Origin of the sequence: Mesorhizobium hawassense (assembly GCF_003289945.1) — a bacterium.
In the GTDB taxonomy this organism is placed as follows: Bacteria; Pseudomonadota; Alphaproteobacteria; order Rhizobiales; family Rhizobiaceae; genus Mesorhizobium; species Mesorhizobium hawassense.
Genome location: NZ_QMBP01000006.1, coordinates 25,222 through 44,613, shown reverse-complemented (window position 1 = coordinate 44,613; position 19,392 = coordinate 25,222). Strand labels below are relative to the sequence as shown.

General features: G+C 65.5%; 18 protein-coding genes. 9 read left to right on the top strand and 9 right to left on the bottom strand.

Going from position 1 to position 19,392, the window contains the following annotated elements; translation table 11 throughout:
• Positions 1-217 precede the first annotated feature (217 nt).
• Positions 218-1,846 carry a glycosyltransferase family 39 protein gene (locus tag DPM33_RS14335; protein ID WP_112098097.1) on the top strand — a complete coding sequence of 543 codons (1,629 nt, stop codon included), beginning with the start codon at positions 218-220 and terminating at the stop codon, positions 1,844-1,846.
• Positions 1,843-2,994 (top strand): glycosyltransferase, encoded by a 1,152-nt coding sequence (locus tag DPM33_RS14330; RefSeq protein WP_112098096.1) that lies wholly within the window; start codon positions 1,843-1,845, stop codon positions 2,992-2,994. Before DPM33_RS14335 ends, DPM33_RS14330 begins: the two co-directional genes overlap by 4 nt.
• Before the next feature lie 147 nt (positions 2,995-3,141).
• On the opposite strand, the gene DPM33_RS14325 is transcribed toward DPM33_RS14330, so the two are convergent.
• The 3 genes from DPM33_RS14325 to DPM33_RS14310 all read right to left on the bottom strand — a co-directional run bounded on the left by DPM33_RS14325 (position 3,142) and on the right by DPM33_RS14310 (position 6,380).
• Complete coding sequence (locus tag DPM33_RS14325; RefSeq protein ID WP_112098095.1) at positions 3,142-4,518, bottom strand: sensor histidine kinase; 1,377 nt, start codon at positions 4,516-4,518, stop codon at positions 3,142-3,144.
• 207 nt (positions 4,519-4,725) lie between these two features.
• The gene (locus DPM33_RS14315) at positions 4,726-5,403 is read right to left on the bottom strand and encodes a winged helix-turn-helix domain-containing protein (RefSeq protein WP_112098093.1); all 678 of its coding nucleotides are present in this window, start codon (positions 5,401-5,403) and stop codon (positions 4,726-4,728) included.
• Positions 5,404-5,588: 185 nt separating this feature from the next.
• Complete coding sequence (locus tag DPM33_RS14310) at positions 5,589-6,380, bottom strand: COG4705 family protein (protein WP_112098092.1); 792 nt, start codon at positions 6,378-6,380, stop codon at positions 5,589-5,591.
• Between the two features lie 207 nt (positions 6,381-6,587).
• Between DPM33_RS14310 and DPM33_RS14305 the strand changes: the two genes are divergently transcribed.
• A complete protein-coding gene (locus DPM33_RS14305) occupies positions 6,588-7,220 on the top strand; it encodes a methyltransferase family protein (protein ID WP_112098091.1) in 633 nt (210 codons plus the stop codon).
• 69 nt (positions 7,221-7,289) lie between these two features.
• Here DPM33_RS14305 and DPM33_RS14300 read toward each other — a convergent pair whose 3' ends face one another.
• Both DPM33_RS14300 and DPM33_RS14295 read right to left on the bottom strand, forming a co-directional pair.
• Positions 7,290-7,505 carry a hypothetical protein gene (locus DPM33_RS14300; RefSeq protein WP_112098090.1) on the bottom strand — a complete coding sequence of 72 codons (216 nt, stop codon included), beginning with the start codon at positions 7,503-7,505 and terminating at the stop codon, positions 7,290-7,292.
• Positions 7,502-8,257, bottom strand: coding sequence for a COG4280 domain-containing protein (locus DPM33_RS14295; protein ID WP_112098089.1), 756 nt, complete (start codon positions 8,255-8,257; stop codon positions 7,502-7,504). Before DPM33_RS14295 ends, DPM33_RS14300 begins: the two co-directional genes overlap by 4 nt.
• A 147-nt stretch (positions 8,258-8,404) precedes the next feature.
• Here DPM33_RS14295 and DPM33_RS14290 point away from each other — a divergent pair, with 147 nt between their 5' ends.
• The gene (locus tag DPM33_RS14290; protein ID WP_112098352.1) at positions 8,405-9,424 is read left to right on the top strand and encodes an LLM class flavin-dependent oxidoreductase; all 1,020 of its coding nucleotides are present in this window, start codon (positions 8,405-8,407) and stop codon (positions 9,422-9,424) included.
• A gap of 23 nt (positions 9,425-9,447) precedes the next feature.
• On the opposite strand, the gene DPM33_RS14285 is transcribed toward DPM33_RS14290, so the two are convergent.
• Together DPM33_RS14285 and DPM33_RS14280 are read right to left on the bottom strand one after the other, a co-directional pair.
• Positions 9,448-10,863: an MFS transporter gene (locus DPM33_RS14285; protein WP_112098088.1), complete on the bottom strand. Its 1,416-nt coding sequence runs from the start codon at positions 10,861-10,863 to the stop codon at positions 9,448-9,450.
• A 16-nt stretch (positions 10,864-10,879) separates the two neighbouring features.
• On the bottom strand, positions 10,880-11,275 hold the full coding sequence (locus DPM33_RS14280; protein WP_112098087.1) for a (R)-mandelonitrile lyase: 396 nt from the start codon (positions 11,273-11,275) through the stop codon (positions 10,880-10,882).
• A 141-nt stretch (positions 11,276-11,416) separates the two neighbouring features.
• On the opposite strand from DPM33_RS14280, the gene DPM33_RS14275 reads away from it, so the two are divergent.
• From DPM33_RS14275 to DPM33_RS14255, 5 genes are all read left to right on the top strand, one after another.
• Entirely contained in the window at positions 11,417-12,310 is an 894-nt protein-coding gene (locus DPM33_RS14275; protein ID WP_112098086.1) for a LysR family transcriptional regulator, read from the top strand.
• 158 nt (positions 12,311-12,468) lie between these two features.
• Positions 12,469-13,440, top strand: a complete 972-nt coding sequence (locus tag DPM33_RS14270; RefSeq protein WP_112098085.1) for a sugar ABC transporter substrate-binding protein — start codon at positions 12,469-12,471, stop codon at positions 13,438-13,440.
• A 134-nt stretch (positions 13,441-13,574) separates the two neighbouring features.
• Positions 13,575-15,077 (top strand): sugar ABC transporter ATP-binding protein, encoded by a 1,503-nt coding sequence (locus DPM33_RS14265; RefSeq protein ID WP_112098351.1) that lies wholly within the window; start codon positions 13,575-13,577, stop codon positions 15,075-15,077.
• Complete coding sequence (locus DPM33_RS14260) at positions 15,074-16,081, top strand: ABC transporter permease (RefSeq protein ID WP_112098084.1); 1,008 nt, start codon at positions 15,074-15,076, stop codon at positions 16,079-16,081. The genes DPM33_RS14265 and DPM33_RS14260 overlap by 4 nt, the downstream gene beginning before the upstream one ends.
• A 59-nt stretch (positions 16,082-16,140) precedes the next feature.
• On the top strand, positions 16,141-17,139 hold the full coding sequence (locus tag DPM33_RS14255) for a LacI family DNA-binding transcriptional regulator (RefSeq protein WP_112098083.1): 999 nt from the start codon (positions 16,141-16,143) through the stop codon (positions 17,137-17,139).
• 255 nt (positions 17,140-17,394) lie between these two features.
• Here DPM33_RS14255 and DPM33_RS14250 read toward each other — a convergent pair whose 3' ends face one another.
• Both DPM33_RS14250 and rocF read right to left on the bottom strand, forming a co-directional pair.
• Positions 17,395-18,453: an ornithine cyclodeaminase gene (locus DPM33_RS14250; RefSeq protein WP_112098082.1), complete on the bottom strand. Its 1,059-nt coding sequence runs from the start codon at positions 18,451-18,453 to the stop codon at positions 17,395-17,397.
• 2 nt (positions 18,454-18,455) lie between these two features.
• Positions 18,456-19,388, bottom strand: a complete 933-nt coding sequence (rocF, locus tag DPM33_RS14245; RefSeq protein WP_112098081.1) for an arginase — start codon at positions 19,386-19,388, stop codon at positions 18,456-18,458.
• Between the last annotated feature and the right edge of the window lie 4 nt (positions 19,389-19,392).

The following is a 19,392-nucleotide window of genomic DNA, read 5'->3' as shown; positions in this document are numbered from 1 at the left end:
CGCCTGTATAGTTGAAAAGGCAAGGTCGCCCTCAAACAGCTACGGCTAATGTTCGGTTCGAGCCGAAGGCCGGTCGCGCATAAGAGGGAGGCTTTCACAAATGCTGCGTTCCGACGACCGTTTTCGCCCGATCGGGCATGTCCGCACCCGAGCACTCGCAAGCCGCATCGTCACTTTGGTGCACATCGTACACATACAGGCGGTACGGTAGCGGGCGATGCAAGCCGTTCAGTCATGGGCGAGCAGCGTTGCCGCGAACCCGTCCGCTCGGGAGTCGACAGGCTACTTCCGAACATCCCCTACCCTTTGGGCGGTATCGCTGATCGCCATATTCCTGGCGCTGCGGATCGGACTTGCCGCAGTCGTTCCGCTGTCGATAGACGAGGCCTATGCGGTGGTGGTGTCGCGCAGCCATTCGCTGTCCTACTTCGATCATCCGCCCTTGGGTTTCGCGCTCGCGCGCCTGATGGCGGACGTCACCGGCTGCGAATGCCGTTTCGCCGTCAGGCTTCCCTACGTGCTGCTGGGCTCGCTGTCGGCGCTGCTCCTGTTCGACCTGACCAGGCTGGCATATGGCGCCGCCGCCGCCTTCTGGGCTGTCGCCTGCTACAGCGTGGCGCCGTTCTTCCTGATCTCGGCCGGGCACTTCGTCGTTCCGGACGGACCGCTCGACTTCTTCCTGCTCGCCAGCGCCTGGCTGGCGGCGCCGATGCTTCTCGGCGGCGAAACGCGGCATGGCTTGCCACGCTGGATCGCGGCCGGCCTGGCGCTTGGCCTGGCTCTGATGTCGAAATATCAGGCCGGCCTGTTCGCGATATCCGCCTTGATGATCCTGGTCGTGACGAAGCCGGGCCGCGCCGAGCTGCGCACGCCGGGACCTTGGCTGGCGGCCATCGTCGCGGCGCTCGGCCTCGCGCCGGTCATGTTGTGGAACATGCGCCACGGCTGGATTTCACTGGCGTTCCAGTCCGGCCGGGGCATGGCGGCCGAAGGCCACCTCCTGCATCCGGCGAATCTCGGGCTCACCCTGCTCGGCCAAGCCGCTTATCTCTGGCCGACGATCTGGCTGGTCGCCATGGCCTGCTTGTGGCGCGCGGCCCGGCCAGGCGCGGCGCCCGCCGATCGTTTCTTCCTGCCGATCGCGGCCCTGCCGGTGGCGTTTTTCGACGTGATTGCGCTGCTCAGCGCCCATTCGCTTCCGCACTGGTCGATGAGCGGGTTCCTCTTCGCGTTTCCGCTCGTCGGCCAGTGGTGCCGCGATTTCTCTCAGCGTCATTCCGGCTGGCTCAACACATCCTTCGCGGTCGCCGCCATCACGGTTCCGTCGTTGGCGATCGGATTCGCCGTGCAGGCCACCACCGGCGCCTTCACCCGGCCTTTCTTCGACCGGGCGCCGAAGTTCGACATCAATTGGCAGATCGTCGACTGGTCGGTTCTGACCGGCAAGGCCGAAAGCAATCAGATCGGGGCTCCCGACACCTTCGTGGTGGCGTCGAACTGGATGCAGGCGGCGCGTATTGGCGCGGCGATTGGTCCTGACTTTCCGATCCAGGTGCTGCCTGGCGATCCTCGCCATTTCCAGTTCATGGACGATGACCGGCTGAACAGCCGCAGCGCGGGGTTCCTTATCGCGGCGCTCAATTTCGCCGACGAGGCCGCTAGCGAAAAGGGGTATCGCGACAACCTCGCGGGCCTGTTCGTCGCGAGCGGCCCGGCTCGGCACGTCACGCAGCGCGTCGCCGGATTTCCGGTCTTCGACATGCTGATACTGCCTGTCAAACGGGCAGACATGGTACATGCGCCTCAAGGCCGGACTTCGACCAACACGGGCAGCGCCCTGCCATGAACCAGGCCACGACTGGGACGCCGCTCGGCGCCAATCCGGCCCGCGGAGATGCCGTTGCGATGCGCGGATGCGCCGAGCTCAGCATCGTCGTCCCGACGCTGAACGAACGCGCCAACGTCGGGTTGCTGGTCGCCAGGTTGCGCGAGGCGCTTGCACGTATTGAATGGGAAGTCGTCTTCGTCGACGATGATTCGAAGGACGGAACGATAGCGGCGGTTCGCGATATAGCGGCGATCGACTATCGCGTCCGCGCCATCAGGCGCATTGCTCGCCGCGGCCTTGCCGGCGCCTGCCTGGAAGGCATCCTGTCGAGTTCGGCGCCGATAGTCGCGGTCATGGACGGCGATCTCCAGCATGATGAGACGCGCCTGTCCGCGATGTTCGAGATCGTGCGCGGGGGCGGGGCCGACATGGTGATCGCCAGCCGCTACCAGGAGGACGGGAGCGCCGACGGCGCGATGACGCAGTTGCGCACGAGCGGCAGCAGGCTGGCGACCCGCCTTGCGCAATCGCTCCTTAAGACGCCGATCCATGATCCGATGAGCGGTTTCTTCATGGCTCGTCGTGAAATCGTCGATGCGGTCGCACCGCGCCTGTCACGCCAGGGCTTCAAGATCCTGCTGGACATCGTTGCGTCCTCGCCGGCCATGCGGATCAAGGAAATTCCCTATGCGTTCGGTCCGCGCCTTCACGGACAGAGCAAACTCGATTCCATGGTCGTGGCCGAATATATCGGCCTGTTGATCGCCAAGGCGTCGGGAGACCTGATCTCGACGCGGTTCCTTGCCTTCGGCATGGTCGGCTCCGCAGGGGTAGCCGTTCATCTGACGGCCCTGCATGCCCTCCTGTCGCGGGGCCTGCCCTTTGCCGCTGCCCAGACGGCCGCGATGTTCACTGCCATGGCCTTCAACTATTCTCTCAACAACGCCTTCACCTACCGCGACCTGCGCCGGCGCGGCTGGCATTTCCTGACCGGCTTCGGCCTGTTCGCGGCCCTGTGCAGTTTCGGTGTGGTGGCGGGCGTCGGCGTGTCGAGCCTGCTCTACACGAACCCGTCGCGATGGTGGGTGGCAGGTCTCGCGGCCGCGGCTGTGGGCACCGCCTGGAACTACGTGACCAACTCCGCCATCACTTGGCGGCCGCGATAAGCCAGCCGTCAGGGCCGCGTCGTGGCGACGCTCGCACCGGCTCAAGGTTGTCGGCCTATTTGGTCGGTTGAACGACGGGAACCACGAGTTTGCCCGACGTCAGGGTCTACCTCCTTGTTTTGATCCTTTTCCTGGAATTGCCCCGGCTCAGGCGGCGGGAGCTCGCACGGCCGGAAAGCTGACCGTCACGCCCAGGCCGGGATTGCGGTCTTCCAGCACGATGGCGGCGCCGTGCAGGTCGGCAACCGCCTTGACCAGGCTCAAGCCCAGGCCGCTGCCGGGCGTCGTGCGGCTCGTGTCCAGCCTGTAGAGCCGCCGGAAGACCTTTTCGCGTTCCTCGACCGGAATGCCCGGACCATTGTCGCGCACGTGAATGAGGACATGGCCGCCGCCCCGGGTCACCGAAAGCTCGATGGCCGTGCCCGGCGGGCAATGCCGGAGCGCGTTCTCGACCAGATTGGCGAGCATTTGCATCAGCAGGTCCCGATCGCCATGAATGTAGCATTTCGTATCCGGAACGATGCTGGTGGACAGTGCCTTTCCGTCGTCCTCGGCGACGTCGGCATAGACCTCGCCCATGGTTTCCACCACAGGGCCGACATCGAGGTCGATGAAGCGCGCCTTGCGGGCGCCGGCCTCGATCTGCGCAATGCGCAGCAACGCATCGAAGGTGCTGTTGATCTGCTGGCTTTCCGCGCGGGCATCGGTCAGCTCGGTGGCGACATCCTCGCCCGAGGCCGTCTTGTCGGCGGCGGACTCCAGGATCATCTGCAGCCGGTTGAGCGGTGTCTTGAGATCATGGGCGATGTTGGCGCTCACTTCGCGCATGCCGTCGACCAGGGCCGACAGGCGCTCGAGCGCGGCATTCACCTGAGCGGACACGGCGTCGATGTCGTCGCCATTGCCGATCAGCGGAATGCGGGCATCGAGTCGCCCGTGCGAGACGTCGACCATGGTGCTGGCGATGCCGTCGAGGCGGCGCTGGATCCGCGAGGCAAGCACGGCGCCGCCGGCCACGGCAATGCCGGTGATGAAGAGCGTGGCCCAGCCAAAGCTCATCAACACGATGGTTTCGAGATCCTCGGTTTCCGAGAGCGAGAAGGCGACCGTCAAATTGGTGCCGCCGACCATGCCCGAATAGGCGCGATACTCGGTATCGGGCGGCACGCCCGGCAGGTTGGCGGCGAACATGGAAAAGCCGTCCGGCAGGCTGGATGCGGTGAAATCCCCGGCGAGGCGGTTGCCGTTCCGATCGGTTAGGGAGAAGATCTCGTCCTTATCCTGGCTGAACTGGGCATGGTCCCTGACGGTCGCGACGAAATCCTCCTCGTCACTCTTGGCGGTTGCGGCGATCAGGGAGTAGGTGTCCTTGATCGATTGATCGAGTTGCCTGGCGAGCGAGGCGCTCATCAATTGATAGACGATCGCGCCGGACAGGATGAAAGCCAGCAGGAACAGGAAGGCGAAGGTCAGCGCGAGCCGGAACGGCGTGCTGCGCAGCAGGTTGAAGCGCGTCTCGCTCATCCAAGATCCATGACCGACGACGCGCCGGTCCGTGGATGCGCGCTGCCCATATGTCCAAACCTGCCAAGTCCTTGGTTTTGCGCAACTCCAGACGGAAGGCGACAGCGAAGCCGCCGCGCCCAAACGCTGCGCGTTTTTCCTGGAATTGCGCCATTGTCTGCCGCAATTCCGGACGGAAAACCGCTTCGCACTTTTCCTGGAATTGCTCTAGGCCGGAACATGCAGGCTGTAGCCGGTGTTGCGCACGGTGTGGATCAGCGGCACGTCGAACGGCCTGTCGACCTTGGCCCTTAGCCGGCTGATATGCGTCTCGACGACGCTGGTCTTGGGGTCGAAATGAAAGTCCCAGACGCGCTCCAGCAGCATGGTGCGGGTGATGACGCGGCCCTCGCCGCGCATCAGCACTTCGAGCAGGCTGAACTCGCGCGGCTGCAGGTCGATCGGCTGGCCCTGCCTGGTCACGCGGCGCTGGATCAGGTCCATTTCGAGGTCGGCGACGCGCAGCGCCGTCTTCTGCTCCTGCGCGGCCGGCCGGCGGCCGAGCGCATGGATGCGGGCAAGCAGTTCGGAAAAGGCGAAGGGCTTGACCAGATAGTCGTCGCCGCCGGCTTCCAGGCCCTCGACGCGATCGTCGACGCCGCCGATCGAGGTCAGGAAAATGGCCGGCGTGTGGATGCCGGCGGCTCGCACGGCCTTGATCATCGACAGGCCGTCGAGGCCGGGAACCATGCGATCGGCGACGATCACGTCATAGGCGTCGCGGGTCGCGGCGAAGAGGCCGTCATGACCGTCGCGCAGCAGATCGCAGACATGACCGGCCTCGGCCAGTCCCCGGACGATGTAGTCCGCGGTTCTTGGATCGTCTTCAACAAGCAGAAGTCGCATTGCCCGGTGCCGTCCTTGCCGCCTCAGCCTCATGGTAGCACCGGCTGCGGCTTTTTCTTGGCTGGTGCCCTATCTCTTTGTTTTTACGCATTACGGGACGGAAAACACCTACACATTTTTGCGAGAGGCCCTCCAATGGAGCCTGATGTCGCCGGAAACCGCGTCGCGCTCTTCGGCGCCATGGCCTAGTCGAGCAGGGCGTGGTCGTCCTCGTCGATTATGGTCTTCAAGGTCATGTAAAGAACGATGACCACGATGGCGCCGAGGAAGGTGAGGCTGGTGAAGGTGGTACCGAAACCCATGCCGCCATATTCGACCGGTTGCGAGAGCAGGTCGCCGAAGGACGCGCCGAGCGGCCGGGTCAGGATATAGGCGAGCCAGAAGGCGAGGATGCCATTCAGGCCGAGGAAGAAATAGCCGAACGCGATCGCCGCGATGACGCCGCCGAAGATGAGGCCGGTGGTGAGATAGCCCAGGTCGATGCGTTCGGCGACCAGGTCGCCGGCGGCGGTGCCGAGCGAGAAGGTGAAGAGGATCGCCAGCCAATAGAAGACCTCGCGCCTGGTGGTGACGATGGTATGGATCGAGAGCGTCTTTTCGCTCGCGTGCCAGGCGACGAAAGTCAGCGCCAGCACGACCGCGAAGACGATCGTCGTCGTCTCCAGCCGCACACCGAAATTGTCGACGAGGTTGTCGGTGACCAGGGTGCCGACGATGCTGATCAGGACGACGGCGAGCCAGTAGGCCCAGGGCACATAACGCTTTTGCGCAAATTGCAGGACAAGCGCGACGATCAGCATGCCGGTCATGATGAGCGACGTCGTGGTAAGGCCGAGGCCGAGATTGACGGCGAGATAGTCGGCCGCCGTCTCGCCCATGGTCACCGCCATGATCTTGATCAGCCAGAAATCGAGGGTGACTTCCGGAACCCGGTTGAGAGTGAAGTGGTCGGCTTGAGAGAGCATGGCGATGTCCATTTTGCGGTCCGTGCGGCGCCTGTTCGAGCTGCCTCAAAAATTCGTGAGGCGAGCGTGAAGCTAGGCAGGCCAAATCACCGCAGCCTGTCCGCGAGCTTACAAATTGGTAAGGTCGGCCAAAAACACTGGACGGGCCTCGTCATCGGGCGGTGGAAGAGCTAGAGAAGCCTTGGCGTTCCCTGTCGGCGCCGGAGCGGTGACAAAAGAATGGCTTTCACATCCCTCAAAGCGGCGCCGAAGGCGTTCGACCAGCACAAGCGCCTGATCGTCGTGCAGGTGGCCGCCGTGCTTGCCGTCATCCTGCTCCTGTTCAGCAAGCCGGCGCTGGCCGAAGGATCGAACGGGCACGAGGCCTTGGAGACGATCGGCTTCGTGATGGTGCTGACCTGCTTTTTGGGCCGGCTGTGGAGCATCCTCTTCGTCGGCGGCCGGAAGAATGACGAGCTGGTCACGTCCGGTCCATTCTCGATGACCCAGAACCCGCTCTATTTCTTCTCGACCGTCGGCGCGGCCGGCATCGGGTTGATGTTCGGTTCGGTGCTAGCGGCCGCGATGCTCGGCCTGGCAAGCTTCCTCGTCTTCCGCTTCACTGCGCGCAGGGAGGCCGAGTATCTCGCCGGGAAGTTCGGCGCCGTCCATGCGGCCTATGCCGGACGCACGCCACGCTTCTGGCCGAACCCGCTGCTCTACCGCGACGAGGACCAGTGGCTGTTTTCGACGGGCGCGCTGCGGAGGACGTTCCGCGACGGGCTCTATTTCCTGGCGCTGTTTCCGCTCATCGAGGCGGTCGAGTATTTCCGCCTTGGCGGCCACCTGCCGACGCTTTTCACCGTCTACTAAAGCGCGGCGGCCAGCAAATGTGGCTCAGCCTGACCTGAATCTCAACACACCTTGGGCGGCTTGCTCCAATCAGCGCGCCTTGCCGCGCGCGGCGCGGCGCGCGCTGTCCAGAAGAATCGCCAGGCAGCCGACGAGAAGCAGCAAGCCGCCGATGAGCGGCGGAAGCGCAATCAGCTTGACCGCCGCGGTGATCAGCGCGATCAGGCCCAGCGCCAGCAGCGCGAGGCTGCCGTCGTCGACGAACATGCCGACAAGCTCCTTGAGGACGAGACGGATCACGGTCATCGGGCGATTCCTTCGGCGGCTGCCGGGTAGACGCCGCGCAGCCAGCGCACGATGGCGAAGGATGCCGCGGCCATGATGGCGAAGATGCCGAGCAGGGCCAGGTCCTCGCCCGGCCATTCGGCTCCGAGGCCCTCGCCGGTCCAGAACACGCCGAAGCTGGTCAGCATCAGCCCGACGACGAATTTGAGCGCGTTCTCGGGCACACGCGCCAAGGGCCGATGCACTGCAAGGCCGATCAGCATCACCAGCACGAAGGCGGCCAGTGCGCCGAGGCTGGCATAGAGCGTCTGCCCGTGTGCTGCGCCGACGGCAATGACGATGAACACCACCTCGACGCCCTCGAGCAGCACCGCCTTGAACGACGCGACGGCCGCCAGATAGTCGGCGCGGCGGTCGTTGGCCTGGCGCTGCAGCGCCGCCGTCTCCTTCGAAAAGGCCTGGTCCTCGTCATGCAGCGCAATGACGCCGACGCTGCGCAGGATCGCCTTCCTCAGCCAGCGCATGCCGAACAGGATCAGGAGCACGCCGACCACGAATTGCAGGACGGCGATGGGAACGAGCGCCAGCAACGGTCCGAAAGCGAGCACCAGCGCGGCCAGCAAAGCGAGCGCCAGGGCGGCGCCGGTCAGCGCCGGGCGCCAGCCGCGCGTCACACCGACGGCAAGCACGATGGTGAAGGCTTCGACGACTTCGACGAAGGACGCCAGGAAGGAAGCGGTTACGGTCGAAAGAATGGGTGACAGATCGTTCATTCGGCTTCCGTTGAATCGCGGCGCTGCTCTGGCTATCTGCTTTTACGCAATTTCGAAGCCGAGGCCGTTATACGCCTTACGGCATTACACTGGAGCAACAAAAGAGCTTGAGCGGTCCAGAAATCGCGACGAGCTGGAATGGAGCACATGAAGAAGATCGGGTTTCTTTCGTTCGGGCATTGGTCGCCCTCGCCGCAATCGGGCACGCGCTCGGGCGCCGACGCGCTTCTGCAGTCGATCGACCTTGCGGTCGCGGCCGAGGAGCTCGGCGCCGACGGCGCTTACTACCGCGTCCACCATTTTGCCCGGCAGCTCGCCTCGCCGTTTCCGTTGCTGGCGGCAGCCGGCGCGAAAACCAAGCGCATCGAGCTCGGGACCGCCGTCATCGACATGCGCTACGAGAACCCGCTCTACATGGCCGAGGATGCGGGCGCGGCCGATCTGATCGCCGGCGGACGTTTGCAGTTGGGGATCAGCCGCGGCTCGCCCGAGCAGGTGATCGATGGCTGGCGCTACTTCGGCTTCGTGCCGGAGGAGGGCAAGAGCGACGCCGACATGGCGCGCCGGCATTCGGAGATCTTCCTCGACCTGTTGCGCGGCGAGGGTTTCGCGCAGCCCAATCCGCGGCCGATGTTTCCCAATCCGCCCGGCCTGCTCAGGCTCGAACCCTTCTCGGCCGACTTGCGCGAGCGCATCTGGTGGGGCGCGGCCACCAACGCCACCGCCGTCTGGGCGGCCAAGCTCGGCATGAATCTGCAGAGCTCGACGCTGAAATTCGACGAAAGCGGAGAGCCGCTGCATATCCAGCAGGCCGAGCAGATAAGGGCCTACCGCGACGCCTGGAAGGAAGCTGGCCACGCAAGGGAGCCGCGCGTTTCGGTCAGCCGCAGCATCTTTGCTCTCGTCAACGACATGGACCGCGCCTATTTCGGGGGCAGCGAGGGCCAGGACCACTTTGGCTATATCGAGCCGGAGAAGCGCGCCGTGTTCGGCCGCACCTATGCCGCCGAGCCGGATTTGCTGATCGAGCAGTTGAAGGAGGACCAGGCGATCGCCGAGGCCGACACGCTGCTCCTCACGGTGCCCAACCAGCTCGGCGTCGACTATAACGCCCATGTCATCGAGTCGATTTTGAAGCATGTCGCGCCGGCACTCGGCTGGCGGTGACCGTGCGCCATCGGCCGCGCTGATCAGGCGTTCGCTCCGGTCTGCACCGCCAGCGCCGCCTTGCGGGGCCGCAGGATCAAGGCGCAGACGCAGAGCAGCGGCAGCGCCAGCATGACGGAGCCACCGGTAAGTGCGGCGCCGAAGCGGTAGGCGAGCAGCGCGCGACCATCGAGCGCGCCGGCGCCCGCCGCGGCCACCCCAACCAGCACGCCGAGCCCAAGCGAATTGCCGAGCTGATGGGCGACGTTGACGACGCCCGACGCTGCGCCCGCATCCCGGGGCGCAACGCCGGCGATGCCCGACGTGGTCAGTGGGCTGAGCACCAAGCCCTGCCCGGCGCCGATCAGCACCATCGGCAGCGCCACACCGGTCAGGTAGGCCGTGTCGAACGAGGCGCGGCTCAGCCAGGCCATGCCGAGCAGGCTCAAGGTTAGGCCGCCGGCCAGCAATCGGCCATTGCCGAAGCGGCGCGTCAGCCGCGGCACGGTCATCGCCACGGCGAAATTCACCAATGTCATCGGCAGGAAGGCCATGCCGGTCAGCGCCGCCTTGTAGCCGAGCACCCCTTGGAGATATTGCGTGGTGAAGAAAAAGAAGCCGATCATCGCTCCCAGGAACAGGATGCGGGCGGCATAGGCGCCGGCACGCTCGCGGCTGGCGAATAGCCGCAGCGGCATGATCGGCTGCTTCGCGTTCCATTCATTGACGACGAAGACGCCAAGCAGCAGCACGGCGCCCGCCAGCGACGCGATGGTGCCGGCATTGGTCCAGCCGGTGTCGGCCGAGCGGACGAAGCCGTAGACAAGCGCCGTCATGCCGATGGTCGAGGTCAGGGCGCCGACGATGTCCAGCTGGCCGGCGCGCCGCTCGGTCCCCGCGATATGGCGATGCGCGGCGACGATCATGGCGATGCCGATCGGCAGGTTGATGAAGAAGCCGACCCGCCAGGAAATCCAGTCGGCCAGCACGCCGCCCAGCACCAGGCCGACGCTGGCCGCCACGCCGGCCACGGCGCTGTAATAGGACACGGCGCGGGTGCGCTCGGCGCCCTCGGCGAAGGTGGTCTGCAGCAAGGCGAGCGTCGAGGGCGCCAGGATGGCGGCGCCAAGACCCTGGAGCGCCCGCGCGCCGATCATCCATGCCGCCGATTGCGCGGCGCCGATCGCCAGCGAAGCGAGCGTGAACAGACCAAGGCCGACGATGAGCATAAGCCTGCGGCCGAGAATGTCGCCCGCCCGCGCCCCGAGCAGCAGGAAGCCGCCGAAGGTATAGGCGCTCTGCACCCATGCCAGCCCGGCATCGCTGAAGCCGAGGCCCTGGTGGATCCTGGGCAGGCCGGTGAGCACGATCGAGGTGTCGAGCACGATCATGACGTAGCTGACGAGGATGATCGCCAGGATGGCCGTCTTGTTCGGCTTCGGTGCAGGGGATGTGGACATTCTGCTTGCTCCGCGATCAGGCTTGGTACTGCGCGTCGCTGACCTGCTCCATCCAGTCGACGGCCTTGCCGTCGAGCGCTTCCTGGACGGCGATGTGGGTCATGGCGGTGGTGGGCGCCGCGCCATGCCAGTGCTTCTCGCCCGGCTCGAAGCGGACCACGTCGCCGGGGCGGATTTCCTCGACCGGTCCACCCTCGCGCTGCACCCAGCCGCAGCCGGCGGTCACGATCAGCACCTGTCCAAGCGGATGGGTGTGCCAGGCCGTGCGCGCGCCGGGCTCGAAAGTGACGGCGTTGCCGGCGGCGCGGGCCGGCGCGTTTGCGGCAAACAGCGGGTCGATGCGCACCGTGCCGGTGAACCAGTCGCCCGGCCCCTTGGCGGAGGCCTGCGAGCCGCTTCGTTTGATATCCATTGCTTTTCCCTTTCGAGGCTGGGCAGCCTGCTTCAGGGCCGCCCATTGGGGACGGCCGATTGCGATGGCGCCTATTTAGGGCCTGCAATTCCTGGCGATTAGCTGCTATATCCGGCATGTACTTATGAGGCTTCCTCATCAATGCCGCGCGACAACCTCAACGAGCTGACCGCCTTCCTCGCCGTCTCGCGCGAAAGGAGTTTCACCAGGGCCGCCGCGAAGCTCGGCGTGTCGCAATCGGCGCTGAGCCACACCTTGCGGGCGCTGGAGGAGCGGCTCGGCGTGCGGCTGCTCACCCGCACCACGCGCAGCGTGTCGCCCACCGAAGCGGGCGAACGCCTGACGCGCTCGATCGGGCCGAGGCTCGACGAGATCGAAGCCGAACTCGCCGCCTTGAGCGAGTTGCGCGAGAAACCGGCCGGCACCATCCGCATCACCGCCGGCGAGCATTCGGCGGACGCCATCCTGTGGCCAGCTCTGGCGAAGTTCCTGCCGGACTATCCGGACATCAAGGTGGAGATCGTCGTCGACTACGGACTGACGGACATCGTCGCCGAGCGCTACGACGCGGGCGTGCGGCTTGGCGAACAGGTGGCGCGCGACATGATCGCGACGCGCATCGGCCCCGACATGCGCATGGCTGTGGTCGGCTCGCCCGGCTATTTCGCCACGCGGCCCAAGCCGCGGACGCCGCAGGACCTGACTGCCCATAATTGCATCAATCTGCGCCTGCCGACCTATGGCGGGCTCTATGCCTGGGAGTTCGAAAAGGCCGGGCGCGAACTGAAGGTGCGCGTCGAGGGACAGCTGGTGTTCAACACCGCCGGGCTGCGGCTGAACGCGGTGCTGGCCGGCCTCGGCCTCGCCTATCTGCCCGAGGACCAGGTGACGGCGCAACTTGCCAACGGCCGGCTGGTGCGGGTGCTTGCCGACTGGTGCCCGCCCTTCCCCGGATACCACCTGTATTACCCCAGCCGCCGCCAGGCGACGCCGGCCTTCAGCCTGCTGGTCGAGGCGCTGCGCTACAGGGCTTAAGAACAATTCCGGGAAAAGCCAGAAACGGTCAGGCCTGAGCGCGGCCGATTCTCCCTCGGACACTTCGTCCTGATATTGACACCTGTCGAACTCACGCTCTACCTTGGCGCGTAATCGGTTACGTAACCGATTACGGCTCAGTCAAAGTGGAGGAAAGCATGAGCAAGATTTCAAATACCCAAACGTTCGACCTGGGTTCGTTCTCGCGCCGCAAATTCCTGAAGACGACCGCGCTGGCCGCCGGCGCGCTCGCTTTGCCGCTCGGCCCGGTTTTCGCTGCCGACAAGCCGAAGGTCGGCCTGGTGATGAAGTCGCTGGCCAACGAGTTCTTCAAGCAGATGCAGGCTGGCGCGGAGGATTACGCGGCCAAGAACAAGGACAAGTTCGATTTCGCCGCCGTCGGCATGAAGGACGAGCGCGACTTCGCCGCCCAGGTCGACGCGATCGAGAACTTCATCACCCAGAACTACAACATCATCGTCGTGGCGCCGGCCGATTCGAAGGCCATGGTCACGCCGATCGCCAAGGCGCTGAAGGCCGGCATCAAGGTCATCAACATCGACGTCGCGCTCGACAAGGGGGCCAAGAAGAAGGCCGGCATCGACCTCGCTTTCTTCGGCCCGGACAACCGCGCCGGCGCCAAGCTCGCCGGCGACGCGCTGGGCAAGGCGCTGGGCAAGGGCGGCAAGGTGGTCATCCTCGAGGGCAATCCGGAAGCCGACAACGCCAAGGAGCGCAAGCTCGGCTTCGACGATTCGGTCAAGGAGTACAAGCTGAAGCTGCTCGACTCCAAGACGGCGCATTGGGAGACCGAGGAAGCCAACACGCTGATGACCAACTTCCTCACCCAGCATCCCGACATCCAGGGCGTGATGGCGGCCAATGATTCGATGGCGCTCGGCGTGGTCAAGGCGATCGACGCGGCCGGCAAGTCCGGCCAGATCAAGGTCGTCGGCTTCGACAACATCCCGGCCGTCGGCCCGCTGCTGAAGGACGGCAAGATGCTTGCCACCGTCGAGCAGTATGGCGCGCAGATGGCCGCTATGGGCATCGACTACGGTCTGCGCGAGCTCAAGGGCGAGAAGTTCTCGGGCTGGGTGAAGACCGACGTCAAGCTGATCACCGCCTGAGGCAAGCGCCAGCGCCGGCGCTCCCTTCCGGCGTTCGCTTGTCTTATCATCGCCGCCGGCAAACTGTCGGCGGCGATGAAGGCGCGCTCGCACCCGCCTTGACGGTCGACGGGCGCAATTCAGGATTCCGCTGCATGAACGATGCCATCCTTTCCCTTGAAGGGGTCGGAAAGATCTTTCCGGGCGCCGTCGCGCTGAGCGACGTGTCGCTGTCGATCGCGCGCGGCGAGACCCACATCATCCTGGGCGAGAACGGCGCCGGCAAGTCGACGCTGATCAAGCTGCTTGCCGGCATCTACCAGCCGGACTCGGGCAGGATCGCCTTCAACGGCCAGTCCTATCAGCCGAAGACGCCGCATGACGCGCAGCAGAGCGGCATCCGCATCGTGCATCAGGAACTGAACCTTTTGCCCTATCTCAGCATCGCCGAGAACCTGATGCTGGAAAGCCTGCCGCGCCGCGCCTTCGGCATCGTCGACCGCAAGGCGCTCAACAGCCGCGCCGTGGCGCTGCTCACGGAAGTCGGGCTCGATATCGATCCAAGGACGCGGGTCGAGGCACTGGGCGTGGCGCAGATGCAGCTGGTCGAGATCGCCAAGGCGCTGAGCTACGACTCGAAGCTGCTCGTGCTCGACGAGCCGACGGCGACGCTGACGCCACCCGAGATCGAGCGGCTGTTCTCCATCATCAAGCGGCTCAAGGCCAAGGGCGTCACCATCATCTACATCTCGCACCGGCTGCACGAGGTGTTCGAGATCGGCGACCGGGTGACCGTTCTGCGCAACGGCAGGCTGGTTGCGACCCGCGATCTCCGGGGCCTGACCGTGCCCGACCTGGTGCGCATGATGATCGGTCGCGACATTGCCGACGAATATGGTTTCGACGCCTCGATCGTGCCGGGCAAGGTCGCGCTCAGCGTTGCCAATCTGAAGCGCGACGCTGCAACGCCAGACATTTCCTTCGCCGTCCGCCATGGCGAGATCCTCGGCGTCGCCGGCCTGGTCGGCAGCGGCCGCACAGAGGCGATGCGGGTGCTGTTCGGCGCCGATCCGAAGCTCGACGGCGTGGTCGAGATCGACGGCAAGCCGGTGGCGATCGCTGCGCCCAAGGACGCGGTGCGGCATGGCTTGAGCCTGCTCACCGAGGACCGCAAGGGCCAGGGCCTGCTCCTCGACATGCCGGTCGACAAGAACATCACCATCACCGATCTGAGCAAAGTCTCGCACAACGGGCTGCTCAACCGCCGGGCCGAGGCCGCGGCGGCCAACGATCTCGTCGGCCAGCTGCGCATCAAGGCAAGCTCGATCGAGCAGGCGGTGCGCAATCTCTCCGGTGGCAACCAGCAGAAGGTGGTTCTGGCCAAGTGGCTGTTTCGAGGCACCTCGACGCTGATCCTCGACGAGCCGACGCGCGGCGTCGATATCGGCGCGCGGCGCGAGATCTACCAGCTGCTCTGGATGGTGGCGGCGCAGCAGAAGGGCATCATCATGGTGTCGTCCGACCTGCCCGAGCTGATGGGCATGTGCCACCGCATCATCGTCTTTTCCAAGAACAGGATCGTCGGCGAGGTGCCGCGATCCGACTTCGACCAGGAGCGCATCCTGTCGCTCGCCTATCAGGAGTATGTGCGACCATGAGCGAGACGACCGTTTCCGCGCCTGTTTCCCCCGGCCGCGCAAAATTCCTGCGCTTCCTGGTGCGCGATGCCGGCGTGCTCCTGGCGCTGGTGCTGATCACGTTGTTCTTCTCGGCGACAGCACCCTATTTCGCCAGCTCCGGCAATGCGCTGAAGATCTTCGTGCAGATCGCCATCAACACGGTGCTCGCGGCCGGCATGACCTTCGTCATCCTCACCGGCGGCATCGACCTTTCGGTCGGTTCGGTGCTGGCGCTGTGCACCGTGGTCGGCGCCACCGTGATGATCGACGAGAGCCTGTCGCCGGCCGTCGCCATCACGCTGGCGCTTCTGGCCTGCATGGCGACGGGCGCCGTCTGCGGCTTCCTCAACGGCTGGATCTCGACACGCTGGAAGATCCCGTCCTTCATCGTCACGCTCGGCATGCTCAACATGGCGTCGGGCGCGGCGCGCGTGGTCAGCGACAATTCGACCATCACCGGCCTGCCGCAGAGCTTTGTCGATTTCGGCAATCTGATCATCGGCGACTTCCTGCCGTCGATCTTCCTGGTCGCGGTGCTGGTGATCGCCGCCGGCTGGTTCGTGCTGCGCTTCACCGTCTTCGGCCGAATGATCTTCGCCGTCGGCACCAATGACGAAGCGGTGCGGCTGTCGGGCCACAATCCGGATTTCTACAAGGTCGCCGCCTTCACCATCAGCGGCCTCACCGCCGGCATCGCGGCCATGGTCTATCTGTTGCGCCTCAACATCGGCAGTCCGATCGCCGGCGTCGGCTACGAGCTCAATGCGATCGCCGCCGTCATCATCGGCGGCACCAGCCTCAGCGGCGGCAAGGGCTCGATCATCGGCACGCTGGTCGGCGCCTGCATTTTGCAGGTCTTGAGCACCGGATTGCAGCTGCTCGGCGTCGGCGACAATTTCAAACCCATCGTAATCGGCCTTGTCATCGTGCTCGCGGTCATTTTAGACGCGTATCGGGAGAGGCTGTTGCGCAAGATTCGCTGAGTTCCGGGAAGACGCCCGGAATTGCGCGGAAAAAACAGGAGCAGTCGGGGACAAGGGCCATGACGACGATTGCCGATGTCGCACGCCACGCGGGGGTGTCCGTCGCAACGGTCTCGCATGTGATGAACCACACGCGCCATGTCGAGCCGGAAACGGCCGAGCGCGTGCGCGCCGCGATCAGCGCGCTGCGCTACAGCCCGAACTCGGTGGCGCGGAGTCTCAGGCGTGGCGAAACCAAGACGATCGGCCTGCTGCTCCCCGACAACTCCAACCCGTTCTTCGCCAGCGTCGCGCGCCAGATCGAGGACGCCGGCTTCGTTTCCGGCTACACGGTGATCCTGTGCAATTCCGACGGCAATGCCGAGAAGGAGGAGCGCTACCTCTCGGTGCTGATGGCCAAGCAGATCGACGGGCTGATCTTCGCCGGCTCGTCCGACCATGCGCGGGTCTTTGCCCGCATGTTGCCGAGCGTGCCGGCGGTGCTGCTCGACCGCGAGATCCAGTCGGTCAATGTCGATTCGGTGCTGGTCGACCATGACCATGGCGGCTATCTCGCCGGCAAATATCTGGTCGGGCTCGGGCATCGGAAGATCGGCGTCATCGGCGGCCCGCGCGATTCGAGCTCCAGCCCGGCCCGCCTGCGCGGTTTCGTCCGCGCGCTCGCCGAAGCCGGCATTGACCTTCCGCCTTCGTCGATCGTCGATTCCGACTATCATTTCGCCGGCGGCCGGCTGGCGATGGAACAATTGATGGCGCAGGCGCCGGACATCACGGCCGTGTTCGCCTGCAACGACCTGATGGCCATGGGCGCCATTACCGCGCTGCGCTCGCGCGGATCGCGGGTGCCCGACGACATGTCGATGGTCGGCTTCGACGACATCCCCTATGCCGTCACCACCTGGCCGCCGCTGACGACGATCGCGCAGCCGGTCGAAAAGATCGGCACGCTGGCGGTGAGCCTGCTGCTCGAGCGGCTCGGCGAGCCGGAAGCGCCCTCGCGACGCGAGGTGCTGGCGCCGGTGCTGGTCGAGCGGGAAAGCTGCGCGGCTTTGCGTTAGGAGTGTTGGTAATCGCCGACGCTGGCGCTGCCCTCATCTGCCTGCTGGCCGCGGCCTCGGCGCCCATCCTGCAACGCTGGTGGTTGGCGAAATCATGCGTGGCAGCTCTTTCTCCCCGTCACTATACGGGGAGAAATGCCCGGCAGGGCAATGAGGGGCGGCGCCGAGACTGCGAGAATGACTTCAAAAGCCATCCGAGGAGGCAGCAACGCGCTCACCTTCGACCGCTGCGCCGCCCCTCATCCGCCCTTCGGCTTATGCCGCCGGCTGCATCGCGGCCCTGAGCAGCATGCCGAACAGATCGCGCGGCTCGTCGGGGTCGGCGAGCAGGTCGAGCTCTTCGTAGAGGCCCGTGGCCTGGAGCTGGTCGCGGACGTAGCGCAGGGCGGAGAAATCTTCCGTGGCGAAGCCGACGGAATCGAACAGCGTGATCTGCTTGGCCGTCTTGCGACCCTCGGCCTGGCCGGTCATCACCTGCCACAGCTCGGTCACCGGATGGTCGGCGTCGAGCTGCTGGATCTCGCCCTCGATACGCGTCTGCGGCGGGAATTCGACGAAGATGTCGGAGCGCAAGAGGATGTCGCGGTGCAGCTCGGTCTTGCCCGGGCAGTCGCCGCCGACGGCGTTGATGTGGACGCCGGAGCCGACCATGTTGTCGGTGAGGATGGTGGCGTACTGCTTGTCGGCCGTCACCGTGGTGATGATGTCGACGCCTTCCACCGCATCCTGCCCGGTGGCGCAGATTGTGATGTCGAAGCCCTTGCCGGCGAGGTTGCGGGCGCATTTTTCCGAGGCCGAACGGTCGATGTCGTAGAGCCGCAGCCGGTCGATGCCGAGCAGCGCCTTGAAGGCGATGGCCTGGAATTCGGACTGGGCGCCGTTGCCGATGATGGCCATGGCGCGCGCGCCCTTGGGCGCCAGGTATTTGGCCGCGACGGCGGAGGTGGCGGCGGTGCGCAGCGCCGTCAGGATGGTCATTTCGGTCAGCAGCATCGGATAGCCGGAGCCGACATCGGCGAGCACGCCGAAAGCGGTGACGGTCTGGCGGCCCTCGCGCATGTTCTTGGGATGGCCGTTGACGTATTTGAAGCCGTACATCTTGCCGTCGCTGGTCGGCATCAATTCGATGACGCCGTCATGGCTGTGCGAGGCGATGCGCGGCGTCTTGTCGAACAGCTCCCAGCGGCGGAAATCCTCCTCGATATAGGCGGCGAGCTCGGTCAGGAACCGCTCGACGCCGACGGTGAGCACCAGCTTCATCATGCGGTCGACGCTGACGAAGGGGACGATGGCAAGGCGCGAAGGCTGGGTCATGCTCAGAGGCTCCCGGAATGGCTGCGGGTCGGACGGTCCATGATGCGGCGGCCCATCAGGCTGGCGGTGAGGTCGACCATCAGGGTCGCGGTGCGGCCGCGCTCGTCGAGGAACGGGTTCAGCTCGACCAGGTCGAGGCTGGAGACCAGGCCGCTGTCGGACAGCATCTCCATTACCAGATGCGCCTCGCGGAAGGTGGCACCGCCGGGAACGGTGGTGCCGACGGCCGGCGCGATCGATGGGTCGAGGAAGTCGACGTCGAGGCTGACATGCAAGAGTCCGTTCTCCTTCTCGACGCGGGCCAGGAAGGCGCGCAGCAGGGGCGCAATGCCGTGCTCGTCGATGGCGCGCATGTCGTGCACGGTGACGCCCGCTTCAGTGAGCGCGCGACGCTCGGCCGGGTCGACGCTGCGCAGGCCCATGGCGCAGATGCGAGCCGGGTCGACGGCCTGCGGCAGGTCGGGGAAATAACCCTGAAAACCTGCCTGGCCGCTGGCATAGGCGAGCGGCACGCCGTGCAGATTGCCGCTGGTGGTGGTGTCGAGCGTGTGGAAATCGGGATGCGCGTCGAGCCACAGCACGAAAAGTGGCCGGTCGCGCTCGGCGGCGCGGCGCGCCACGCCGGACACGGTGCCGGCGGAAATCGAATGGTCGCCGCCGAGGAAGATCGGCATGGCGTCGCGCGAAGCAGCATAGGCGGTCTCGGCGATCGCGGCGGTCCAGGCGGAAATCTCCGGCAGCGCCTTCAGCGCGAGATTGCCGTGGACGACGGCACGGGCCTGGGTCTTCTCGACCGTGCCCCAGTCCTCGACCTGATGGCCGAGCTCGGCCAGCACCGAGACCAGCCCTGCCGTGCGCAGCGCGCTCGGCCCCATTTCGCATCCCATCCTGCCCGCGCCGTCCTGCACCGGCGCGCCGACGATCCTGCAGCGCATGATT

Coding starts and splice junctions, on each gene's coding strand:
- DPM33_RS14270 (WP_112098085.1), top strand. CDS start 12,469: ATGAGCAAGATTTCAAATACCCAAACGTTCGACCTGGGTTCGTTCTCG.
- DPM33_RS14280 (WP_112098087.1), bottom strand. CDS start 11,275: ATGGATATCAAACGAAGCGGCTCGCAGGCCTCCGCCAAGGGGCCGGGC.
- DPM33_RS14260 (WP_112098084.1), top strand. CDS start 15,074: ATGAGCGAGACGACCGTTTCCGCGCCTGTTTCCCCCGGCCGCGCAAAA.
- DPM33_RS14325 (WP_112098095.1), bottom strand. CDS start 4,518: ATGAGCGAGACGCGCTTCAACCTGCTGCGCAGCACGCCGTTCCGGCTC.
- DPM33_RS14335 (WP_112098097.1), top strand. CDS start 218: ATGCAAGCCGTTCAGTCATGGGCGAGCAGCGTTGCCGCGAACCCGTCC.
- DPM33_RS14315 (WP_112098093.1), bottom strand. CDS start 5,403: ATGCGACTTCTGCTTGTTGAAGACGATCCAAGAACCGCGGACTACATC.
- DPM33_RS14255 (WP_112098083.1), top strand. CDS start 16,141: ATGACGACGATTGCCGATGTCGCACGCCACGCGGGGGTGTCCGTCGCA.
- DPM33_RS14330 (WP_112098096.1), top strand. CDS start 1,843: ATGAACCAGGCCACGACTGGGACGCCGCTCGGCGCCAATCCGGCCCGC.
- DPM33_RS14285 (WP_112098088.1), bottom strand. CDS start 10,863: ATGTCCACATCCCCTGCACCGAAGCCGAACAAGACGGCCATCCTGGCG.
- DPM33_RS14295 (WP_112098089.1), bottom strand. CDS start 8,257: ATGAACGATCTGTCACCCATTCTTTCGACCGTAACCGCTTCCTTCCTG.
- DPM33_RS14305 (WP_112098091.1), top strand. CDS start 6,588: ATGGCTTTCACATCCCTCAAAGCGGCGCCGAAGGCGTTCGACCAGCAC.
- DPM33_RS14290 (WP_112098352.1), top strand. CDS start 8,405: ATGAAGAAGATCGGGTTTCTTTCGTTCGGGCATTGGTCGCCCTCGCCG.
- DPM33_RS14265 (WP_112098351.1), top strand. CDS start 13,575: ATGAACGATGCCATCCTTTCCCTTGAAGGGGTCGGAAAGATCTTTCCG.
- DPM33_RS14275 (WP_112098086.1), top strand. CDS start 11,417: ATGCCGCGCGACAACCTCAACGAGCTGACCGCCTTCCTCGCCGTCTCG.
- DPM33_RS14250 (WP_112098082.1), bottom strand. CDS start 18,453: ATGACCCAGCCTTCGCGCCTTGCCATCGTCCCCTTCGTCAGCGTCGAC.
- rocF (WP_112098081.1), bottom strand. CDS start 19,388: ATGCGCTGCAGGATCGTCGGCGCGCCGGTGCAGGACGGCGCGGGCAGG.
- DPM33_RS14300 (WP_112098090.1), bottom strand. CDS start 7,505: ATGACCGTGATCCGTCTCGTCCTCAAGGAGCTTGTCGGCATGTTCGTC.
- DPM33_RS14310 (WP_112098092.1), bottom strand. CDS start 6,380: ATGGACATCGCCATGCTCTCTCAAGCCGACCACTTCACTCTCAACCGG.